The organism is Sulfurospirillum arsenophilum NBRC 109478, assembly GCF_000813345.1.
GTDB lineage: Bacteria > Campylobacterota > Campylobacteria > Campylobacterales > Sulfurospirillaceae > Sulfurospirillum > Sulfurospirillum arsenophilum.
The window spans coordinates 20,280-39,285 of sequence record NZ_BBQF01000003.1 but is presented as its reverse complement, the minus strand read 5'-3'; the positions used below and the strand labels follow the sequence as shown (position 1 = coordinate 39,285).

Annotated in this window: 18 protein-coding genes; 7 read left to right on the top strand and 11 right to left on the bottom strand. The window is 40.2% G+C overall.

Annotation, left to right across the window (positions count from 1 at the left end):
• The first annotated feature begins 69 nt into the window (after positions 1-69).
• The 3 genes from topA to SAR02S_RS07755 all read left to right on the top strand — a co-directional run bounded on the left by topA (position 70) and on the right by SAR02S_RS07755 (position 4,517).
• Positions 70-2,142, top strand: coding sequence for a type I DNA topoisomerase (topA, locus tag SAR02S_RS07765; RefSeq protein WP_041958543.1), 2,073 nt, complete (start codon positions 70-72; stop codon positions 2,140-2,142).
• Between the two features lie 104 nt (positions 2,143-2,246).
• Positions 2,247-3,092 (top strand): biotin synthase, encoded by an 846-nt coding sequence (locus SAR02S_RS07760; protein ID WP_041958541.1) that lies wholly within the window; start codon positions 2,247-2,249, stop codon positions 3,090-3,092.
• A 141-nt stretch (positions 3,093-3,233) separates the two neighbouring features.
• Positions 3,234-4,517, top strand: a complete 1,284-nt coding sequence (locus tag SAR02S_RS07755) for a citrate synthase (RefSeq protein WP_041958539.1) — start codon at positions 3,234-3,236, stop codon at positions 4,515-4,517.
• 45 nt (positions 4,518-4,562) lie between these two features.
• On the opposite strand, the gene SAR02S_RS13230 is transcribed toward SAR02S_RS07755, so the two are convergent.
• From SAR02S_RS13230 to recA, 4 genes are read right to left on the bottom strand one after another with little or no spacing between them, the layout of a single operon-like run.
• The gene (locus tag SAR02S_RS13230) at positions 4,563-5,279 is read right to left on the bottom strand and encodes an AMIN domain-containing protein (RefSeq protein ID WP_052433568.1); all 717 of its coding nucleotides are present in this window, start codon (positions 5,277-5,279) and stop codon (positions 4,563-4,565) included.
• A 12-nt stretch (positions 5,280-5,291) separates the two neighbouring features.
• On the bottom strand, positions 5,292-5,564 hold the full coding sequence (locus SAR02S_RS07745; RefSeq protein WP_041958537.1) for a septum formation initiator: 273 nt from the start codon (positions 5,562-5,564) through the stop codon (positions 5,292-5,294).
• Positions 5,561-6,832, bottom strand: a complete 1,272-nt coding sequence (gene eno, locus SAR02S_RS07740; RefSeq protein ID WP_041958535.1) for a phosphopyruvate hydratase — start codon at positions 6,830-6,832, stop codon at positions 5,561-5,563. The genes SAR02S_RS07745 and eno overlap by 4 nt, the downstream gene beginning before the upstream one ends.
• Positions 6,829-7,866, bottom strand: a complete 1,038-nt coding sequence (gene recA / locus SAR02S_RS07735) for a recombinase RecA (protein ID WP_198133102.1) — start codon at positions 7,864-7,866, stop codon at positions 6,829-6,831. Before recA ends, eno begins: the two co-directional genes overlap by 4 nt.
• Before the next feature lie 157 nt (positions 7,867-8,023).
• Here recA and SAR02S_RS07730 point away from each other — a divergent pair, with 157 nt between their 5' ends.
• Genes SAR02S_RS07730 through SAR02S_RS07720 form a run of 3 tightly spaced genes read left to right on the top strand, consistent with a single transcriptional unit; the run spans position 8,024 to position 9,927 of the window.
• Entirely contained in the window at positions 8,024-8,887 is an 864-nt protein-coding gene (locus SAR02S_RS07730) for a menaquinone biosynthesis family protein (protein ID WP_041958531.1), read from the top strand.
• Positions 8,887-9,153: a flagellar biosynthesis protein FliQ gene (gene fliQ / locus SAR02S_RS07725; protein WP_041958529.1), complete on the top strand. Its 267-nt coding sequence runs from the start codon at positions 8,887-8,889 to the stop codon at positions 9,151-9,153. The genes SAR02S_RS07730 and fliQ overlap by 1 nt, the downstream gene beginning before the upstream one ends.
• The gene (locus SAR02S_RS07720; RefSeq protein WP_041958527.1) at positions 9,154-9,927 is read left to right on the top strand and encodes a UDP-N-acetylmuramate dehydrogenase; all 774 of its coding nucleotides are present in this window, start codon (positions 9,154-9,156) and stop codon (positions 9,925-9,927) included.
• A gap of 24 nt (positions 9,928-9,951) precedes the next feature.
• On the opposite strand, the gene tsaD is transcribed toward SAR02S_RS07720, so the two are convergent.
• Genes tsaD through SAR02S_RS07700 form a run of 4 tightly spaced genes read right to left on the bottom strand, consistent with a single transcriptional unit; the run spans position 9,952 to position 15,234 of the window.
• Complete coding sequence (gene tsaD / locus SAR02S_RS07715) at positions 9,952-10,953, bottom strand: tRNA (adenosine(37)-N6)-threonylcarbamoyltransferase complex transferase subunit TsaD (RefSeq protein ID WP_041958525.1); 1,002 nt, start codon at positions 10,951-10,953, stop codon at positions 9,952-9,954.
• Complete coding sequence (locus SAR02S_RS07710; RefSeq protein WP_041958523.1) at positions 10,954-11,700, bottom strand: M15 family metallopeptidase; 747 nt, start codon at positions 11,698-11,700, stop codon at positions 10,954-10,956.
• Positions 11,701-11,731: 31 nt separating this feature from the next.
• Positions 11,732-14,617, bottom strand: a complete 2,886-nt coding sequence (locus SAR02S_RS07705; protein ID WP_041958521.1) for a bifunctional diguanylate cyclase/phosphodiesterase — start codon at positions 14,615-14,617, stop codon at positions 11,732-11,734.
• A gap of 23 nt (positions 14,618-14,640) precedes the next feature.
• Entirely contained in the window at positions 14,641-15,234 is a 594-nt protein-coding gene (locus tag SAR02S_RS07700) for a hypothetical protein (RefSeq protein WP_041958519.1), read from the bottom strand.
• 104 nt (positions 15,235-15,338) lie between these two features.
• Between SAR02S_RS07700 and SAR02S_RS07695 the strand changes: the two genes are divergently transcribed.
• Positions 15,339-15,953 (top strand): class I SAM-dependent methyltransferase, encoded by a 615-nt coding sequence (locus SAR02S_RS07695; RefSeq protein ID WP_041958517.1) that lies wholly within the window; start codon positions 15,339-15,341, stop codon positions 15,951-15,953.
• A 28-nt stretch (positions 15,954-15,981) separates the two neighbouring features.
• Here SAR02S_RS07695 and SAR02S_RS07690 read toward each other — a convergent pair whose 3' ends face one another.
• The 3 genes from SAR02S_RS07690 to SAR02S_RS07680 are packed head-to-tail and all read right to left on the bottom strand — an operon-like array spanning position 15,982 to position 18,994.
• Complete coding sequence (locus tag SAR02S_RS07690; protein WP_041958515.1) at positions 15,982-16,524, bottom strand: hypothetical protein; 543 nt, start codon at positions 16,522-16,524, stop codon at positions 15,982-15,984.
• The gene (locus SAR02S_RS07685) at positions 16,521-17,648 is read right to left on the bottom strand and encodes a metallophosphoesterase (RefSeq protein ID WP_041958513.1); all 1,128 of its coding nucleotides are present in this window, start codon (positions 17,646-17,648) and stop codon (positions 16,521-16,523) included. The genes SAR02S_RS07690 and SAR02S_RS07685 overlap by 4 nt, the downstream gene beginning before the upstream one ends.
• Positions 17,649-17,662: 14 nt before the next feature.
• Positions 17,663-18,994 (bottom strand): alanine/glycine:cation symporter family protein, encoded by a 1,332-nt coding sequence (locus SAR02S_RS07680; protein ID WP_041958511.1) that lies wholly within the window; start codon positions 18,992-18,994, stop codon positions 17,663-17,665.
• Positions 18,995-19,006 lie beyond the last annotated feature (12 nt).

Here is a 19,006-nt window from a genome sequence, read left to right as displayed (position 1 = left end):
GACTATTTTTAAAAAGATTTTTTTTTAGATAGAATACACAAAAATGTTTACATGTAAAATGGAAAAGAATTGAAAAATCTCATTATTGTCGAATCCCCGACTAAAGCAAAAACGATTAAGAATTTTTTAGGTAAAGACTATACAGTTGTCGCTTCTAAAGGACATATCCGTGATCTTCCCAAAAGTAGTTTTGGTATCAAGATCGACAACCAAACCTTCATACCAGAGTATCGTATCCCTAAAGATCATGCAGCGGTGGTTAAAGAGATCAAAGATCTCGCCAAAACGGCTGATCAAGTCTATATCGCGACCGATGAGGACCGTGAGGGTGAAGCTATTGGTTTTCATATCGCTACGGCCATTGGTAAAGACCCACAGTCACTTCCTCGTATCGTCTTTCATGAGATTACCAAAAATGCGATTACCCATGCACTTGAAAATCCTAGGGTTTTAGATGCGAGTAGTATTAACGCTCAACAAGCACGACGTCTGCTAGATCGAATCGTTGGTTATAAGCTCTCGCCACTCCTCTCTTCAAAAATCCAAAAAGGGTTAAGTGCAGGACGTGTTCAATCGTCCACTCTTAAAATCGTTGTAGATCGCGAAAAAGAGATTAAAGCCTTTAAAGAAGAAGAGTTCTGGAGCATTGACGCACTGTTTAACAAAACCATTGAATCCTCTTTGGTAGAGTTTGAAGGCGGTAAAATCGAAAAGATGACGATAACCAATGGAGAACGTGCGCATGCGATCAAAGAAAAACTCCTTCAAGAAACATTTAAAGTAGCCCTTTTAGAGAAAAAAGAGCGTGAGAGTTCACCTTCACCTTCCTTCATGACCTCAACGCTTCAACAAAGTGCGTCTAGCGCGCTGGGATACTCTCCTAAAAAAACGATGATGATTGCACAAACCCTCTATGAAGGTGTTAAAACGCATCAAGGCGTCATGGGTGTTATTACATACATGAGAACGGACTCTTTAAATATCTCCAAAGAAGCGATTGAAGCGGCACGTGATCAAATCAAAAAAAACTATGGCGATGCTTATTTGCCTGAAAAACCACGTTTTTATGCCAACAAATCTAAAAGTGCCCAAGAAGCACACGAAGCGATTCGTCCGACAATTTTAGAGTTTACACCACACATTGCCAAAGAGTTCCTTAAACCTGATGAGCTCAAACTCTATACACTTATCTATAACCGCTTTTTAGCATCTCAAATGAACAATGCACGTTTTGAATCCCAAACGCTTATGTTTGAAAGCAACAGTGGGAAATTCAAAGCCAGCGGTCGCAAACTCCTTTTTGATGGCTTCTATAAAGTGTATGGCGACAATGACAAAGATAAGCTTTTACCAGACCTTGCATTAGGGCAAGAAGTCAAACTGACCAAAATTGATGCGAATCAGCACTTTACCGAACCACCATCACGTTACTCAGAAGCGAGCCTCATTAAAAAACTTGAAGGTCTTGGCATTGGTCGTCCATCAACCTATGCGCCAACTATTTCTGTTTTAACAGCGCGTGAGTACATTACAATTGAGAAAAAACAGATCATCCCCACTGAAATTGCCTTTCAAGTAACCGAGCTTTTAGAAAAGCATTTTCCCCAAATCGTAGACTCCTCTTTTACCTCTAATATGGAAGAGAGACTCGATCTCATTGCAGAAGACAAAGAGGATTGGCAGGCGATTTTATGGGAATTTTACGAACCTTTTGAAGCACAGGTCGCCAAAGGTAAAACGGACATCGAAAGCCAAAAAGTGGTTGTTTTTACAGGCGAAATATGCCCAGACTGTGGTAAAGAGCTTGTCAGACGAAAGGGTCGTTTTGGCGAGTTTATTGCATGCAGTACCTATCCTACCTGTAAATACACTCAAAACCTTAAAAAAGTAAGTGAAAGCGCACCCAAAGAGAAAATAACCCTTGCGGTTCCTTGTCCTGAATGTGGCGGACCTATCTTAGAGCGTAGTTCTCGCAGAGGTAAATTTTTTGGTTGTGGTAACTACCCAAAATGTAAATTTATCTCTAACCACGAACCAACCGATAAAAAATGTCCTGAATGTGACTACATTATGGCAAAACGTGAACTTCGTAAAAAAGAGATCTACGAATGCATTAAATGTAAACACAAAGAGGATGCTTAATACGTTTCCCCTCGATAGAAAACTCGCGCACCTTTTGGTGCTTCTCTTCTTGCAAATCTTGATTTGCAAGAAGTCTAAACTTTACATGTAAGGAATCTTCATTTATGAAAAAATCAATTTTTTTATGTGCCATTTCAAATATCTCCAGCGGAAGCTGTCCTGAAGATTGTGGATTTTGTACCCAAAGTGCTCGTCATCATGCTGATATAGAACGTTACAAATATAAACCTATTGAGCAAATTGTTTTTGAAGCTAAAAATGCTGTTAACAATGGGGCTATTGGTTTTTGTCTCGTCACATCAGGGCTAGGACTTGATGATAAGAAATTGGCTTTTGTCTGCGAAGTGGCACGTGCCATTAGAGCAGAACTTCCTGATTTGAATTTGATTGCATGCAATGGTATCGCTAGTGTCGAACAACTTCGTACACTTAAAGAGGCTGGGGTCAATTCTTATAACCATAACTTAGAGAGCTCTCAAAATTTTTATGACAAAATCTGTACTACCCATTCATGGGAAAGTCGTTACCAAACTTGCCTCAATGCCAAAGAAGCTGGATTGTCTTTATGCAGTGGAGGCATCTTCGGACTAGGAGAAAGCAAAGAAGAGAGAACCGCCTTTATACAAAGTGTTAAATCCCTCAGTCCAGATACAATGCCTCTAAATTTTTACATTCACAATCCTGCATTGCCCCTGAAGGCTGCGCCTTTAAGTGAAGAAGAAGCGCTTGCAATTATTACTGAAGTAAGAGCAGCTCTACCCAATACGCGACTAATGGTCGCAGGTGGACGGGAAACGACTTTTACAAGTCAAGAGTGCGATATTTTTGCGGCAGGTGCCGATGCTATCGTTATTGGTGACTATCTAACAACCAAAGGTGAGCTTCCTACAAAGGATCGCGAAATGATCCAACGGTTAGGTTACGAAATCGCCACAACCTGTCATGCGTAGCAGATTTACTGCTACGCCCTACCTAAAACTTTCAAACTAACTTTTTTAATATTCTTCTCTCTAATATAATAATGCTTACAATTTATTAAGCGTGCAAAACAAAATTTGATATAATATTTTATTATTTAATAAAGGATGCGTATGAGTAAAGAGTCTGTTACCCTTATCGACAATCGTACGGGCAAAGAGTATGAATTTCCAGTCCTCAAGTCAACATTAGGACCAGATGTTGTAGATATTTCTACCTTCTACGGCAGTACAGGAATGTTTACGTTAGATAGAGGATTTACGTCTACTGCAAGTTGTCGTTCTCGTATTACCTATATTGATGGTGACATCGGTAAATTAATGTACCGTGGTTACGACATTGCTTACCTGGCAACTAAAAAATCATTTTTAGATACAGCTTTTTTACTGTTACATAAAGAGCTTCCCAATAAAGATGAATATAAAAACTTTTTATTAGAGCTAAAAAAGCGCTCTTTTATCCATGAAAGTATGCGCAAACTCTTTGATGCTTTTCCTGATAATGCTCACCCAATGGCGATCCTATCATCTGCCGTTTCAGCACTTTCAGCATTTTATTTTGATCACCTTGATATGGATTCACCTGAAGAAGCTAAAGAGATGGCTCATCGTATTATTGCGAAAATTCCAACTATTGCAGCGTTTTCATACCGTTATTCTCAAGGGTTACCTATTATCTATCCTGATTTAGATAAGGGCTTTACAGAGAACTTTCTATATATGATACGAGGTTATCCTCATCACCATATCGATCTTAAACCAATCGAAGTTAAAGCACTTGATACTATCTTTACCCTTCATGCAGATCATGAGCAAAATGCTTCTACAACAGCCGTTCGTGTTGTAGCATCAACCCATGCTCACCCCTATGCCGCGATAAGTGCAGGTATTGGAGCACTTTGGGGTAGAGCTCATGGTGGGGCAAACGAGTCGGTTATTCGTCAACTTGAGCTTATTGGAAGTGTTGAGAATGTTGATAAATTTATCGCTAAAGCAAAAGATCCAAATGATCCATTTAGGTTAATGGGATTTGGTCACAGAGTGTATAAAAACTTTGACCCACGTGCAACGATTTTGAAAAATCTTCAAAAACAATTGGTAAGTGAGCTCTCTATTGACACCGAGTTAATGGCTGTTGCACATCGTATTGAAGAGATTGCACTCAATGATGAGTATTTCATCAAACGTAAACTCTATCCAAATATCGACTTCTATTCAGGTTTAATTTTACAAGCATTGAAAATCCCAAAAGAGATGTTTGCGGTTATTTTTGTTATCGGAAGAACGCCTGGTTGGATTGCACAATGGATTGAGCTGAAAGAACAGCCAGATATGAAAATTGCACGCCCTCGCCAACACTATCTTGGACCACTTGAACGCACACCTAAATTTGACTAATAACTTCTTTACATGTAAGGATTTTCCTTACATGTAAATTCTCTTTTACTTCAATTTAATAATATACCCACCATTAAACGCTTGCAAATCATAACGATACTGTCCATCAAGCAAAATTGCTATACGGTAAAATCCATCATGCGTGCCTAATGTTGCAGAGGTAAAAGGAGCTTTTTGAAACTCTAATGTTTTGGTAGGATACGTGCTCTCTTTTTTAAAATCAATGACAACTTTATAAGGGTCCGTAATGAGAAAATCTCTCATTTTACTGTCTTTGGTAAAAATAGTAATCTCATTTTGGTTGATAAAGAAAGAGATCGCATCATTAAGTTTAAACGTACTATCTGCATTCAGATTAGGTGTAGTTACTGTTGGTGTAACTTTTTCCTCTTTAATAGGAGCTGGTGTAACTATGACTTTCTTCTCAATGGAGGGTTTTGTTTCAGGCGTGACAATCACCGTAGGTGTAGCTACTTTCGTATCTATTTTCTGGCTACTTAAGATAAGAGGCAAATGCCAGTCAACATCTTGCTCAATTGCAACAATCTCTTCACTGATAGAACCATCTAAATTTTGAAACGTTACAGAAGCACTTTTTAAAATACGTGCACTACTTGGAAGGGTGAGCGTTGCACTTTTAAAATTAGTTCGTTCATCTTTAATTTGAGTGGTTGATTGAGGAGACATACCTGTCTCAAAGGGATTTTCTCTTGCATCTACAAGCACGGCAAGAGATAGAAAAAGCCAAAGAATCTTCTGCATCTGTTCTCCTTATTATCTATCGGGGTCCAATTGTCGCAATTCAAAATACTCTTTTTGTAACACAGCATTCTCATCTTTGAGACTTTTGATTTTTGCAGTTAAGGTATCTTTATCGGCTTGAAGATTTAAAAGCACATCGAGTGAGCTTTTTCCAAATAAAACATCACCTATATACAAGCCAAATCCAACTACGACAGCCACTAACGATAAAATTTTGAGATAAAAGAGAGCAGATCTTCCACTCTCTTCGGCTTCATCGTCAAATTCGTCTAAAACGTCACTCATTTAGTAAAGAGTTGTTTTCCTATGTACTCGCCAAACTCAAGCTCTTTATCAATCTCAAGTAAGCGATTGTATTTAGCTGTTCGTTCTCCTCTAGCGGTTGCACCTGTTTTTATCTCACCTGTATTGATAGCTACTGCAAAATCAGCAATAAACGCATCTTCACTCTCGCCACTTCTATGACTCATCACACATTTGTAGTTATTGCGTTGTGCAAGGCGTACGGTTCTCATAGTTTCTGTGACGGTTCCAATTTGATTTGGTTTAATCAAAATCGCATTGCCAATACCTTTAGCAATACCCTCCGCTAAGATTTTTTCATTGGTAACAAAAAGATCATCACCAACCAGTTGAACTTTTTTACCTAATTTTTCAGTCAAAAGTTTCCAACCAGCCCAATCATCTTCACTCAAGCCATCTTCAATAGATACAATGGGGTATTTTGCACAGAGGTTCTCATAATAAGCAACAAGTTCTGCACTGCTAAGTGTTCTCTTCTCTGATTCAAGTTTATAACCACCCTCACAAACAAGTTCACTACTTGCGACATCAAGAGCAATTGCGATATCAATACCTGGTTTATAACCCGCTTTTTCAATTGCTTGCATAATGACTTTGATTGGTTCTTCATTGTCCTTAAGGTTTGGTGCAAAGCCGCCTTCATCACCAAGCGCTGTACTCTCACCCATGCCTGCAATGATTTTTTTCAACTGATGATAGACTTCAACACATGATCTGAGCGCTTCAGAGAAATTCTCAAAATTAAGAGGCATAATCATATATTCTTGAAAATCGACACTGTTATTAGCATGACTTCCACCATTGATAATGTTAAACATTGGTGTTGGAAGTGTCATAGCATTTGCACCACCGAGGTAGCGGTAAAGAGGAATTCCAAGACTAAGAGCAGAGACACGTGCAACGGCCATGGAAACACCAAGAACCGCATTTGCACCCAAACGTCCATAGTTTTCTGTACCATCAAGTTTACGCATCGCTTCGTCGATGGCTGCTTGATTAAACGGACTTAAACCAATTAACTCATCAGAAATCTCAGTGTTAACATTTTCACATGCTTTCAATACACCTTTACCCATATAGCGACTATCCACATCTCTTAACTCTAATGCTTCACGTTTACCAGTACTTGCACCACTTGGTACGATAGCACTGGCACTTGTGCCATCACTCAAGGTTACTTTTGCACGAACGGTTGGGTTACCACGGCTATCGAGTACTTCGTCTGCTGCAATATCTTCAATATAGATCATTCATCTTCCTTTATCTCATCGGCGCCACATGTCATGACCATCGCATTGCCACCGATCGCTTGTTTTATTTTATCTTCAATTTCTAACGCTAACTCTTTATTTTCTTTCAAAAATGCTTTTACATTCTCGCGACCTTGACCCAGTTTTGTCTCGTTATAGCTAAACCAAGCGCCACTTTTATCGATGATGTCAAGTTTAACACCATAATCAACCATCTCGCCCTCTTTTGAAATTCCTTCGCCGAACATAATATCAAACTCTGCTTGACGAAACGGAGGTGCCACTTTATTTTTAATGACTTTTGCTTTAACTCTGTTACCAATCTGCTCTTCACCTTGCTTGAGTGTTGCAATTTTGCGAACATCAATACGTACAGAAGCATAAAATTTAAGCGCATTTCCACCTGTTGTTGTTTCAGGTGAGCCATAACCCATCGTACCAATTTTCATACGAATTTGGTTAATAAAAATAACCGTCGTATTCATTTTGTGTACCACAGCAGTTAGTTTACGGAGTGCTTGACTCATGAGTCTTGCTTGAACACCCATGTGCGAATCGCCCATATCGCCTTCAATCTCACTCTTTGGCGTCAAAGCTGCTACGGAGTCAATAACGATGACATCTACAGCACCACTACGTGCCAGTGTCTCAACAATGTCAAGGGCTTGTTCACCAAAATCGGGTTGAGAAACCAAAAGATTTTCGATGTCAACGCCTAAATTGCCTGCATATTTAACATCAAGTGCATGTTCAGCATCGACAAATGCGCAGATACTTCCTTTTGCTTGTGATTCTGCAATGATTTGAAGAGACAATGTGGTCTTTCCTGAACTCTCAGGTCCATAAATTTCAATAATACGACCTTGTGGAATACCACCGATTCCAAGTGCAAGATCCAGTCCAATAGAACCTGTACTGATTGATGCAATAGGTTCTACCACTTTATCGCCAAGTCTTACCAGTGCGCCTTTTCCAAATGCTTTGTCGATCTGCTTGATCGCAAGGTCAAGTGCTTTTCTCTTATTTTCGTCGATTTGCATTTTACTACCTCTTTTATGGTGTTATTATTTTATCATTTCGAGCTTGAAAAAGCCCTTTGGAACAATTGTAGTGAATTTATTTGGAAGCGGTTCAAAATATTTCAATATGTAATATGTTAGAATAATCCTAACATTTTTGTAAGGATACTTTTTGAAAACGATTAGCGTAGCGCATTCACCCGATGCCGATGATATTTTTATGTATTATGCCATCAAATTTGGCTGGGTTAGCACGCAGGGCCTTAGTTTTGAAAACCTAGCTCTTGACATAGAAACACTGAACCTTGAAGCCCTTAAAAACAGCTATGACATTACCGCCATCAGCTTTGCACTCTACCCTAAAATTCGTAGTGAATATGCCCTTTTACGTACCGCTGTAAGCTTTGGTGAAGGCTATGGCCCGAAGCTTGTGAAGAAAAAAGAGACCAAACTCAAAAAGAATTTTAAAGTGGCACTCAGTGGTACACACACCACCAATGCACTGCTTTTTAAAATCGCCTACCCAGAAGCTCGCATTATCTATAAAAACTTCTTGGAGATTGAGCAAGCCGTGTTGGATGGTGAAGTCGATGCGGGTGTTTTGATTCATGAAAGTATTCTCAATTTTAGCGATGAACTCGTGGTTGAAAGGGAGCTTTGGGATATATGGAGAGAACTGTGCAAAGAGGAACTTCCTTTGCCACTAGGTGGTATGGCGCTTCGTCGTTCTATGCCAATTTTACGTGCTATTGCGTGTGAAGATGCACTCATTCAAGCGGTTGATGTAGCACACACCCATCAAGGACTTCTTTCCAAAATGCTTTTAGAGCGAAATCTCGTTCGCGTCGATCAAGCAACCCTTAAAAAATATCTAGGTCTTTATGCCAATGAGCATTCCATCGAGATGAACGACATTCAATACCAAGCGATTGATAAGCTCTTTGAAATCGGCTACAAACACGGTTTTTACGACCAACAGATTAAAGCAAATGACTATCTTATTCCCAAAGAGTACGCAGCCTTGAGGAACAGTTAATGGAAGCCAAACTCATCGGGCTAGGTGTTGAAACGTTTAAAATAGCGCTCTTGCTCTCGATGCCTATGCTCATGGCAGGCCTCATCGCAGGTCTTGCCATTAGTATTTTCCAAGCCGTCACTCAGATCAATGAATCAACCCTCAGTTTTGTTCCTAAAATCCTCATTACGATCGTCGTGGCAATTTTCACAATGCCGTGGATGATGAACATGATGATTGAGTTTACCACCCGCATGATCGAGATGATCCCTTCGTTTGTTTTCTAGATGACTAAAACTATCAATTTTTCCACTTTTTCTAGCATTAAAATCGGTCCAACGCTGGATGTTTTACTGCTGGATTCTATCATTCCACTTCCAGAGGGGTATAACCTCATTGGTGGTGCAAACAATCTTTTAGTGAGCCCTACTCCGCCACCGCTTGCGATGCTGGATAAATGTTTTGATTTTATCCGTTTAGAGGAAAATGTTTTACATGTAGGAGGGGCAACGCCTAGCGGGAAAATCCTCTCGTTTGCTAAAAAACATAATCTTGCAGGTTTTGAACTGATGCAAAAACTCCCCGGTACACTTGGTGGCATGGTTGCTATGAATGCGGGACTTAAAGAGTGGGAAATTTTTAATGACCTCATCGCTATTCGAACCGAGCATGGCTGGAGCGAAAAATCGAAGATAGAATATGGCTACCGCTTCGCTAAAATCGAAGGTGTCGTTTACGAAGCAACTTTTACATGTAAACGTGGTTTTGATGAAAATTTACTCGCAATGTTCAAAAGAATGCGTGACAATCAACCCAAAGAACCCAGTGCAGGAAGCTGTTTTAAAAACCCTGTGGGACACTTTGCTGGTAAGCTCATTGAAGAGGTGGGATTTAAAGGTAAGCAGGTTGGCGCTATGATGTTCAGCACTTTTCATGCTAACTTCTTGGTTAACCTTGGAGGGGGAACGTACGAAGAAGCCATCACACTTATCACGGCGGTCAAAGAAGAAGTTTTAAAGCGTTTTGGCGTGAAACTTGAAGAAGAGATTATTATTCTCTAACTTTACATGTAACGCTAGTGTGTATTAATAAAAAATATCTTTAGATGAACTGCGTACTTTCAAATCTGCTAAATTAACAAAAGCGCCTTTGGCGTAAGCTTCAATCGCACATCGCCCTATCATCGCCGCATTATCGGAGCAAAATTCCATTTTAGCGGTATAGAGTTTTGCTTTTTTAGTAGCGCAAAAAGCTTCAAGCTCACCTCGCAAGTAGAGGTTCGCACTAGCCCCACCCACCACGCCAAAATGCTCAACAAAACGCTCTTTATAGGCTTTCTTGATTTTCTGCATCAGATGGGCAACCGCTACACGCTGAAACGAGGCACAGATATCGCAAAGGGTTTGTTCATCCAAATTTTCTTGAGCTTCAATGCAGAGTCTGACTTGATTTTTAAGACCTGAATAACTAAAAGCTAGCATGGATGAAGAAGTACCTTGCAAAGGAATCGTAAAATCAAACCGTTTGGCATTGCCTCTTTTGGCATAGCTTTCGATGATAGCCCCCGCAGGATAAGGAAGTCCTAGCATTTTTCCTACTTTATCGAAACTCTCGCCAAAGCTGTCATCCATCGTCGTTGCAAGAAGTTTTATCTCTTCTAAACTCTTTACATGTAAAAGCTGTGTGTGCCCACCAGAGACGAGTAGAACATCCATAGGGAAGCGTGTTTCATTTTCGATAAACAAAGAGCAGATATGCCCTTTGAGGTGGTTGATGCCTAAAAGTGGAAGATTCAGCGCAACACTCAGCGCTTTTGCCATACTAACACCCTCGACGAGTGTAACGGAAAGTCCTGGCTCGTTGGTAACAGCGATAGCTTTAAGCTCCGTAAAATAAGACTTTGTCTCTTCGAGTATTTTAGGAAGCGTCACCGCATGTAGGCGGGCGGCAAGTTCAGGCACAACGCCACCATACTGAGCGTGTTCTGCATCTTGAGAAATTTTTTTATGGAAAAGAAGTTTTTTATCGTCTATTCTTGTGATAGCGATAGAGCTATCATCGCAACTACTTTCAATGCTTAAAATCATTTAGACAATCTTCACATGCCAAGGCTCAAACCTAACGCCATCGCCATTACCGATCGTATAACGCATAGAGACATAAGAGAGTTTTTGCAAATTCCAAAATTCTTCTGTACGCGCAAAATTGGCGGTAAAGTTTTGGTGTCCCCATCCACGTTTACCCACATCAAAATCACCGACTGAATGGTACGAATACGCAGGTGGCACTAAAGAGCGTGAAGCAACGGTGATGTTGCCATTTTCACTTTTAATTTTATCCATATGCAGAATCATCTGTTTCATAACCCCGCGAACACCTGACGTTAAAATCAATGTTTTACCAATGTCTTTCATCAGACGACTGAGCAGTTCTTGTGAATGACCACGATACACATAATGACCAGATCCTTCGATCTTAATCACATCTTTTTCAGGAATCACATTACTCAAAGTTTCAACGGTACGTTTGCCATAAAAACCATAAATAACAGGGTCTGTGTAAAAAACCTCTTCAATATACGCAATTTCGGCAGGTGTAAAAGCACCAATTTTAGGAAAATTGTTAGCAATTTTAAGTGTTTCATCAAAAGAGATTAGATTGAACTTAGCATATCCAACGGTATGTTCAACCATGTCGAGCCTTTTCATTACAGAATTGAACACTGGTTTTTGCTCATCAGTAAGCCAAATATCAGGATGTTTTAACTCATCCGCTTGTGCAATGCTTCCAGCAAATGTAGCACCTATCAACCCTAAAAAGTCTCTTCGTCTCATCTTCCGCCCTGTTTGAACATTTTCATTGTGATTATAACATGTGTGCTTGGTTTTTCAATAAGAGTTCCACATCTTCTGCACGCACCGGTTTACTAAAGAGATAACCCTGCATCAATTCACATCCGCTGCTGTAAATAAACTCTTTTTGCCCCGCAGTTTCAACGCCCTCCGCAAGGACTTTAAGTCCCAATCCACGTCCGAGTTCAATAATCGTTCGAGCAATCGCACGATCTTCTTGACTATCTTCGAGATTTTGTACGAAACTTTGGTCAATTTTGAGTTTTGTAATAGGAAGCTGTTTGAGATACGCCAAAGAAGAGTGTCCCGTTCCAAAGTCATCAATGGAGATATCCACACCAAGTTCTCGAAAACGCTTCAGAAGCGCTATGGATTTGGAGGTGTCTTTCATAATAAATCTCTCCACAATTTCCATCTCAATCCATTCAGGTTTACAGCCACTCTCACGTAAACTTTGGATCATAAAAGCAACTAAATTGGCTGATTCAAGCTGTTTCCCTGCAATATTGATCGCAGTTTTACCAGGATCAAGTCCCATGTCATACCATGCTTTAATTTGGCGCATGACCTCTTTGATGACCCAATTACCAATTTCAACGATCAATTCACTCTCTTCTGCAATGTGAATAAAATACCCAGGAGCAGTAAGCCCACGTGTCGGATGGTTCCACCTTATCAGCGCCTCAAATCCTACAATTTTGTCTGTCTGGAGATTAATCTGTGGCTGATAAAAAATAACAAACTCATCATTTTCAAGTGCTTTATTTAAGCTTTTTTCCACTTCAAGATGTTCATTGGTCTCTTGGTTCATCTCTTGATCAAAAAAGACGTAGCGATTACGCCCTTTTGATTTTGCTTTATACATGGCGATATCAGCATTCTTAAGCAATTTACTGGCTGTTTCACCATCATTGGGATAAACACTCACACCAATACTCATCGTAATTTTAAAACTCTCATTGCCAAGTAAAAAAGGCTCTTGAAACGCTGCTACCAATTTTTTAATCGCAATAAAAATGTCACTCACATCTTTGCAACCATCGAGCAAGACAATAAACTCATCTCCGCTTAGACGTGCTACGGTATCCGTTTCGCGAACACTGCCACGCATACGTCCTGCAATGGTCTTTAAGAGCATATCCCCCGCATCATGCCCTAGTGAGTCATTGACACTTTTAAACTTATCCACATCAATAAACATAACACCCAGTACTTTACCATCGCGGCTCGCTTTTTTGATCGACTGTGTAAGCCTGTCTTGTAAAAGGTTACGGTTAGGAAGTCCTGTGAGCGTGTCATGTTCAATCTGGTGCATGAGCAGTTTTTTCTGTTTTTTATTCTCTTCTTCCAACTCTTTACGAATAGTGATATCTCGAACAGAACAGTGCTGGATGATGCCTTTATCCATACGAATCGTTGTCATCATAATGCTGATCCAAAACAGTGTTCCATCACAGGCACGTGCTTGCCATTCAAATTTATGCACACCTTGTTGTGAAGCTAAGGCATTCATCCAAAGTGCTTTTTCATATGAGCTTTGCTCATCTGGTTGTAGTTCAGGAGAAAGATCCGCTAACGTTACATTGATGAGCGCTTGTTTGTCTTCAGCTTTAAACATTTTTACAATGGCTTCATTACAATCAACAAAAATACCCTCTTTAAGTAACCAAATACCATCAGCAGACTTTTGGTACAGGGTTTCAAAGACCAGTTTTTGTTCACGAATTTGTTTATTACTGAGGAGGAGATGGTTCTCATAGCGTGATAAAACGGAACGTAATTTAGTCGAGATAAAAAACATTATGCCCATCACCAAGAGCATAATAATCAAAGATACCGCAAGCATGTTTATAATGGTTGATTGCATTTTATTTTTGAGCATCTGCTCTTGCTCTAAGAGTGCCGTGTTCTCTTCAAAAAGATACGCTCCTGTACCAATCACCCACTCAAATTGCGGGATGGGACGAATAAAAGAGATTTTACTACGATCTTGTGCTGTAGGATGGTACGATGCGATATAGCTCATAAAGAAGCCCTCATCGTTACGTTTACCACCTTCAACAATGTCTTTAATGATAAATTGACCATTCGTAACGACATCAAGTCTGTTTTTCCCGACTAAGGCATTATCGCCATGCGAGATGGTATTTCCCGCATAATCATAGGCAAAGATGTAACCGTACTCACCATATTTGGTATTAAGGAGTAGCTTTTGTGTCTCTTTTTTAACGCGTTCTCTTATCTCATCTTCATAGCGACCGCTACCAATGAAAATACCGAGTGGTTCAAAACGCTTTTGATAGCCTATTTTTTTACGATACGTATCATCCTTAGGGTTTTTCCAACGCCATGTGGATGCAAAAGCCTCTTCTGTTTGAAAACGGTTAATCGCATTTTGAATAAAATATCGCTCATCACCGTCTTGTGCATTGAAAAAATTTTGCCCTTCCAACTCTTTGTTGACACCATGCATCACACAGGTTCCATGCATGTCGAAAATATAATAATACCCACTTAAATCATTGAAAAAACGGGTATCTCTAAGCTTACTTTTGATTTTTTCTAAAATCTTTTCACGAGGCAGATTAGGATTTTCGATGTAAATATCGTTGACAATTTGATAGGCAAGATTGACAATATTTTTGATCTCGTCTTTTGCTTCATTCAACACAAATTTTTCATTTTCATTGATATAATCAATGAGCTTATCAACACGTTCTTGTGCCTGTGCTTTAGAGCGTTTGACATACGCAATGCGTGTATTTTCAAGGGATTTTTGATACTCTGCACGCTCTGCTGTGATGACAATAGCTAGGGTAATTGAGAAGGTAAGTAAAATAGCAAATGCCGGCAAAAAAACAATCCATCTGGTAATATTTTGTTTTTTTAAGCTCAGCAATGAACACTCCAGCAAAATTGAGTTTATTTGATAACTATAACTTTATCAAAATTTTCTAAAATTTGGGCTACCCTCACCTGCCACATGCCCGAAAATGTCGCTTTTTCTTCCGCATTGAGTACTCCTGTAAATAACTTTTGCATCAAAGGCTGCATGGAAGGGTCCATTGCAATACTATTGGGATTATAAGCAACGTCCACAAACGCTTTTGTATCAAGACGCATTATTCTTACATGTAAAGGAATATCGGCACTAAAATGCATTAAACTTTTACGCACATAGTGTCCTGCTAACCCCTTAAATCCCCAAGTATCAGTAGCACCTGTGATGAGTGAAAAGGCATTGGCAATAACCCCTGTTGTACCTTCCGTTTGCGCCTCTTTGAAAAAAACTTCAACAGCTCCTCGTTCTGGTATGCCTTGAGGATAAAGTGCCTTAAGTCCTTCTCTTGCCATCAGATAAGCGCCTGCCATTGTAGGGCAACTGTGTCCTGCACTTTTGACCACATCTTGGTAGCTAAAGATTATCAGGCCATCCTCAAATGCGCCCAAAACTTCAGAAAGAGGATCATAGAGCGTAATGGTTTCAGTTGTATCAAAAAAAGTAGGATATTTCATTTTTACTCCTTGGCTTAAATGAGAAGATTTTAACGCAATTTAAAAAGGATGTCATTGATTTAAATTGTGTTACAATAAAAATTGAGAAAAAATGAAGGTAGCAGATGCAAGCATTTTGGAATGAAAAATTTCAAACAAAAAATTTCATCTATGGGGAAGCACCGAACAATTTTATCAAAGACAATACCGAACTGCTTTTAACCGCTAAAAAGGTGTTGTGTTTAGCAGAAGGCGAAGGGCGCAACGCAATCTATCTTGCAGATAAAGGCCTTGAAGTCGAAGCCCTTGATATCTCAGATGTGGCACTACAAAAGCTTCGAAGACGCGCGAAAGAGCGTTACGTTTTTATTAAAACACGCCACACACTCTTTGAGTATTGGGAACCTGAACAGCTCTACGATGCTGTTATTTGCACGTACTTGCATCTGCCTAAACAAAACCAAAAAATGCTTTTTAAAAAAGCACTTGAAGCACTCAATCCCAATGGGTATTTTATTGCAGAGCTTTTTAGTGAAAGTCAAATCCACTTTAGTAGTGGTGGACCCAAAAACAGTGCTTTACTCTATGATTTAAATGACATTCTTGACATCGTCAAGCTCCTGCCTTGCAAGATACACAAACTAGCGCAAGAGGTTGTTGTTCTGAATGAAGGGGATAAGCACGTAGGGCGAGCAAGCGTCATTCGCATTATTTTACAAAAAATAGCGCAAGACGCATAAACTTTGCTCATAGTCCATTGAAAAAAGTCTAACGTTCAACTGTCCCATAGTAGCGACTTCTCTCAACATTTTCCACCCATTTATACTCAGGATCATCTCCCAATTTTGCCCAATAAAGCGTGCCCGAATTACGCCATGGATCGATCAAAACACCTGTACGAAACGGTGCTCCTTTGGCAACAACCACGACAGAGTTGTGTTCATCAAATTCGCCCTTGTTCGCCACCCCCCAACGTAGATCAAAACTTTGGTATTTAAGCCCTTTGAGGTGTGTGATCATATCTTCGCTCCACTGGTAACAAAGCCCTCGCTCTTTCAACCCCGTATTAATCAAAAAGTTATGAAATGTGGGTGGATAAACCAACCCGTAACGCTCTACTAAGATTTGCGGATACAACAGTGCTTCATAAGCAAGCATACGCGCTTCTTGATAGTCTATATCGTGTCCTAAATTGGTTAGCTCAGATGTAAGTTGTTGAACTTTATCGGGTGTGACCTGCAAAGTATCTTGCTTGACACTGCACCCACCTAAAAAAAGGGCTAAACAGAGAAGTGCTGCAAACGATTTCATGCTTTGACTTTAGGTTTGAGATGTATTTTGACAATTTCGCTTGGTGCCATAATGCGCACTGCTGGCCCCCAATAACCTGCTCCATTGCTGACAAATACTTGCGTTTGCGCTGAGTGCTGATACAGTCCACTAAGATAAGGCTGATCGAGCAACACCAAAAGACCAAAAGGAAAAATCTGTCCACCATGCGTGTGACCGCTTAGGATGAGATCAATCTTTTCATCTTTCACCTCATTAACAAATTTTGGTTGATGGGAAAGCAAAATCGTCGGCAATTCTGGCTTTACATGTAAAAGCGCTTTGGCAAGATCGGGTGGCTCAAAATCGAAACGTTTACCCATCATATCCATCACACCTACAAGGTTGATCGTATGGTTGATGACCATAGAACGATTGTCAAGCACGTGTACGCCCAAAGAGCGAACATGCTCCATAATCGTGTTGACCCCGTAAAAATACTCATGATTCCCTGGTACATAGTACACGCCTAAACGGCTTTCTATGGCTCTCAAAGCATCTAGTTTATCGCCAATTTGATTCACAGGCATATCGACCAAATCGCCTGTAATCACGACTATGTCGGCATCCAGCGCATTGATCTGCTGCACCACAGCGTCCATAAAGTCTTTCCCAAGGGTTTTACCGATGTGCAAATCGGTAATCTGAACCACACTCAACTCCGATGCTAACCCGCCAATAAAAATATCGACCTCTTTGATACGAGGCGCTTTCATCCCATTGAGGAAGCCTTTAGCAATGTACGAAAACGCCAAAATCAGCATCGTGACATCAAAAACCATTTTGATAAACAGACGCCTGGAGTAGTCATGGGGAATTTTGGCATAAGGAATATGAAACAGATCGTACACAAGCGCTACACAAAAAAGCATAAACGAAACACCGATCATCGCAGAAAAGAGCAGGTATAAAATCGGATCAAGATTGTCCAAACGCAAGACAGCAAAGTAAAATATTTCGCAAAGGTTCATGAGAATCATCAGCCATTTGATCACGCCTTGAATCTTGCAAAAAATGTCCAAGCGCTTTAAAAAGCGCTTGTAACTGTAAAAATTAATGAGTGATAACACCGCTATAGCGGCAAATGCAAAGGAGAGGCGAAACATACTCTTTTTTTTCCTTACTTGAGGCTCTCAAAGTAGCGCTTACTTTCAGATGAAATGACGCGGGAGAGAAGCAGAAGCGCTATCAGGTTTGGAATCGCCATCAAACCATTGGTGAGGTCTGAAAAATTCCATACAAATTCGAGCTTCAACATCGAACCGACCATCACACCTGCAATAAATAAAACGCGATACAAGCGAATAAATCGCTCACCAAAAATATATTCAAACGCTTTTTCACCGTAATAACTCCATCCCAAAATTGTTGAATAAGCAAACAATACGGTTGAAATAATCACAACAACCCCACCAAAAGAGCCTAGATACAATTGAAAACTCTGCATGGTCAAGGCACTTGGACTTATCCCCTGTTGCCAAAAGGGAGAGATCAATATAATCAATGCTGTCATCGTACAGACAACTAAAGTATCAATAAATGTTTGGGTCATACTCACCAATGCTTGACGCACAGGATCATTTGTTTTAGCGGCGGCGGCGGCAATAGGAGCAGAACCTAGACCTGATTCGTTGGAGAAAACACCACGTGCCACACCATAGCGAATGGCAGCTGCCATCGTAGCGCCTACAAATCCACCACCTGCGGCGATAGGATTGAACGCATGGTAGAAGATGAGACTAAATGCGTCCCCTAATTTATCAAGATTCATTGCTAAAATAACCAAAGAAACAGAGACATATGCCACAATCATAAAAGGTACTAGAAATGAGGTAAAGTTACCAATAGATTTAATGCCTCCTAAAATAACCACTGCCGTTAAGGTCAAAAGTACAACACCTGTAACCCATGTTGGAATAGCCATTTCACTGCTTAAAATCTGCGCGACTGCATTTGCTTGGGTCATATTGCCAATACCAAACGCTGCAATGGCGGTAAAAATAGCAAATGCCATACCCAATTTTGGCATATTAAGCCCGTAAGTGAGGTAGTACATCGGCCCACCTTTAAAACCATGGTGGTGCCCACGTTGACGGTATTTTACGGCTAAAACAGCCTCAGAGTATTTCGTTGCCATACCCACAAGGCCTGTCATCCACATCCAAAAAACAGCGCCAGGTCCACCAAGGGTAATCGCAGTAGCCACGCCTACAATGTTACCAATGCCCACCGTTGCCGCAAGTGCTGTCATAAGTGCCGCAAAGTGACTGATTTCACCTTCGCCATCATGCTCTTTGTGAAAAATGAGCTTCATCGCATGAGGCAATGCCCAAAATTGCATTCCTTTTAAAATAATTGTCAAATAAAGACCTGTACCTACCAATAAAACCAGCATGGGAGCACCCCAAACAATACCTGAAAGGGTTGCTACCAACTTTTCAATCATTTCCATCTAACTTCCTTA

Excerpts from the sequence above, each read along its gene's own strand:
- SAR02S_RS07760 (WP_041958541.1), top strand. The coding sequence starts at position 2,247 with ATGAAAAAATCAATTTTTTTATGTGCCATTTCAAATATCTCCAGCGGA.
- SAR02S_RS07755 (WP_041958539.1), top strand. The coding sequence starts at position 3,234 with ATGAGTAAAGAGTCTGTTACCCTTATCGACAATCGTACGGGCAAAGAG.
- SAR02S_RS13230 (WP_052433568.1), bottom strand. The coding sequence starts at position 5,279 with ATGCAGAAGATTCTTTGGCTTTTTCTATCTCTTGCCGTGCTTGTAGAT.
- SAR02S_RS07745 (WP_041958537.1), bottom strand. The coding sequence starts at position 5,564 with ATGAGTGACGTTTTAGACGAATTTGACGATGAAGCCGAAGAGAGTGGA.
- eno (WP_041958535.1), bottom strand. The coding sequence starts at position 6,832 with ATGATCTATATTGAAGATATTGCAGCAGACGAAGTACTCGATAGCCGT.
- fliQ (WP_041958529.1), top strand. The coding sequence starts at position 8,887 with ATGGAAGCCAAACTCATCGGGCTAGGTGTTGAAACGTTTAAAATAGCG.
- SAR02S_RS07720 (WP_041958527.1), top strand. The coding sequence starts at position 9,154 with ATGACTAAAACTATCAATTTTTCCACTTTTTCTAGCATTAAAATCGGT.
- tsaD (WP_041958525.1), bottom strand. The coding sequence starts at position 10,953 with ATGATTTTAAGCATTGAAAGTAGTTGCGATGATAGCTCTATCGCTATC.
- SAR02S_RS07710 (WP_041958523.1), bottom strand. The coding sequence starts at position 11,700 with ATGAGACGAAGAGACTTTTTAGGGTTGATAGGTGCTACATTTGCTGGA.
- SAR02S_RS07700 (WP_041958519.1), bottom strand. The coding sequence starts at position 15,234 with ATGAAATATCCTACTTTTTTTGATACAACTGAAACCATTACGCTCTAT.
- SAR02S_RS07695 (WP_041958517.1), top strand. The coding sequence starts at position 15,339 with ATGCAAGCATTTTGGAATGAAAAATTTCAAACAAAAAATTTCATCTAT.
- SAR02S_RS07690 (WP_041958515.1), bottom strand. The coding sequence starts at position 16,524 with ATGAAATCGTTTGCAGCACTTCTCTGTTTAGCCCTTTTTTTAGGTGGG.
- SAR02S_RS07685 (WP_041958513.1), bottom strand. The coding sequence starts at position 17,648 with ATGTTTCGCCTCTCCTTTGCATTTGCCGCTATAGCGGTGTTATCACTC.
- SAR02S_RS07680 (WP_041958511.1), bottom strand. The coding sequence starts at position 18,994 with ATGGAAATGATTGAAAAGTTGGTAGCAACCCTTTCAGGTATTGTTTGG.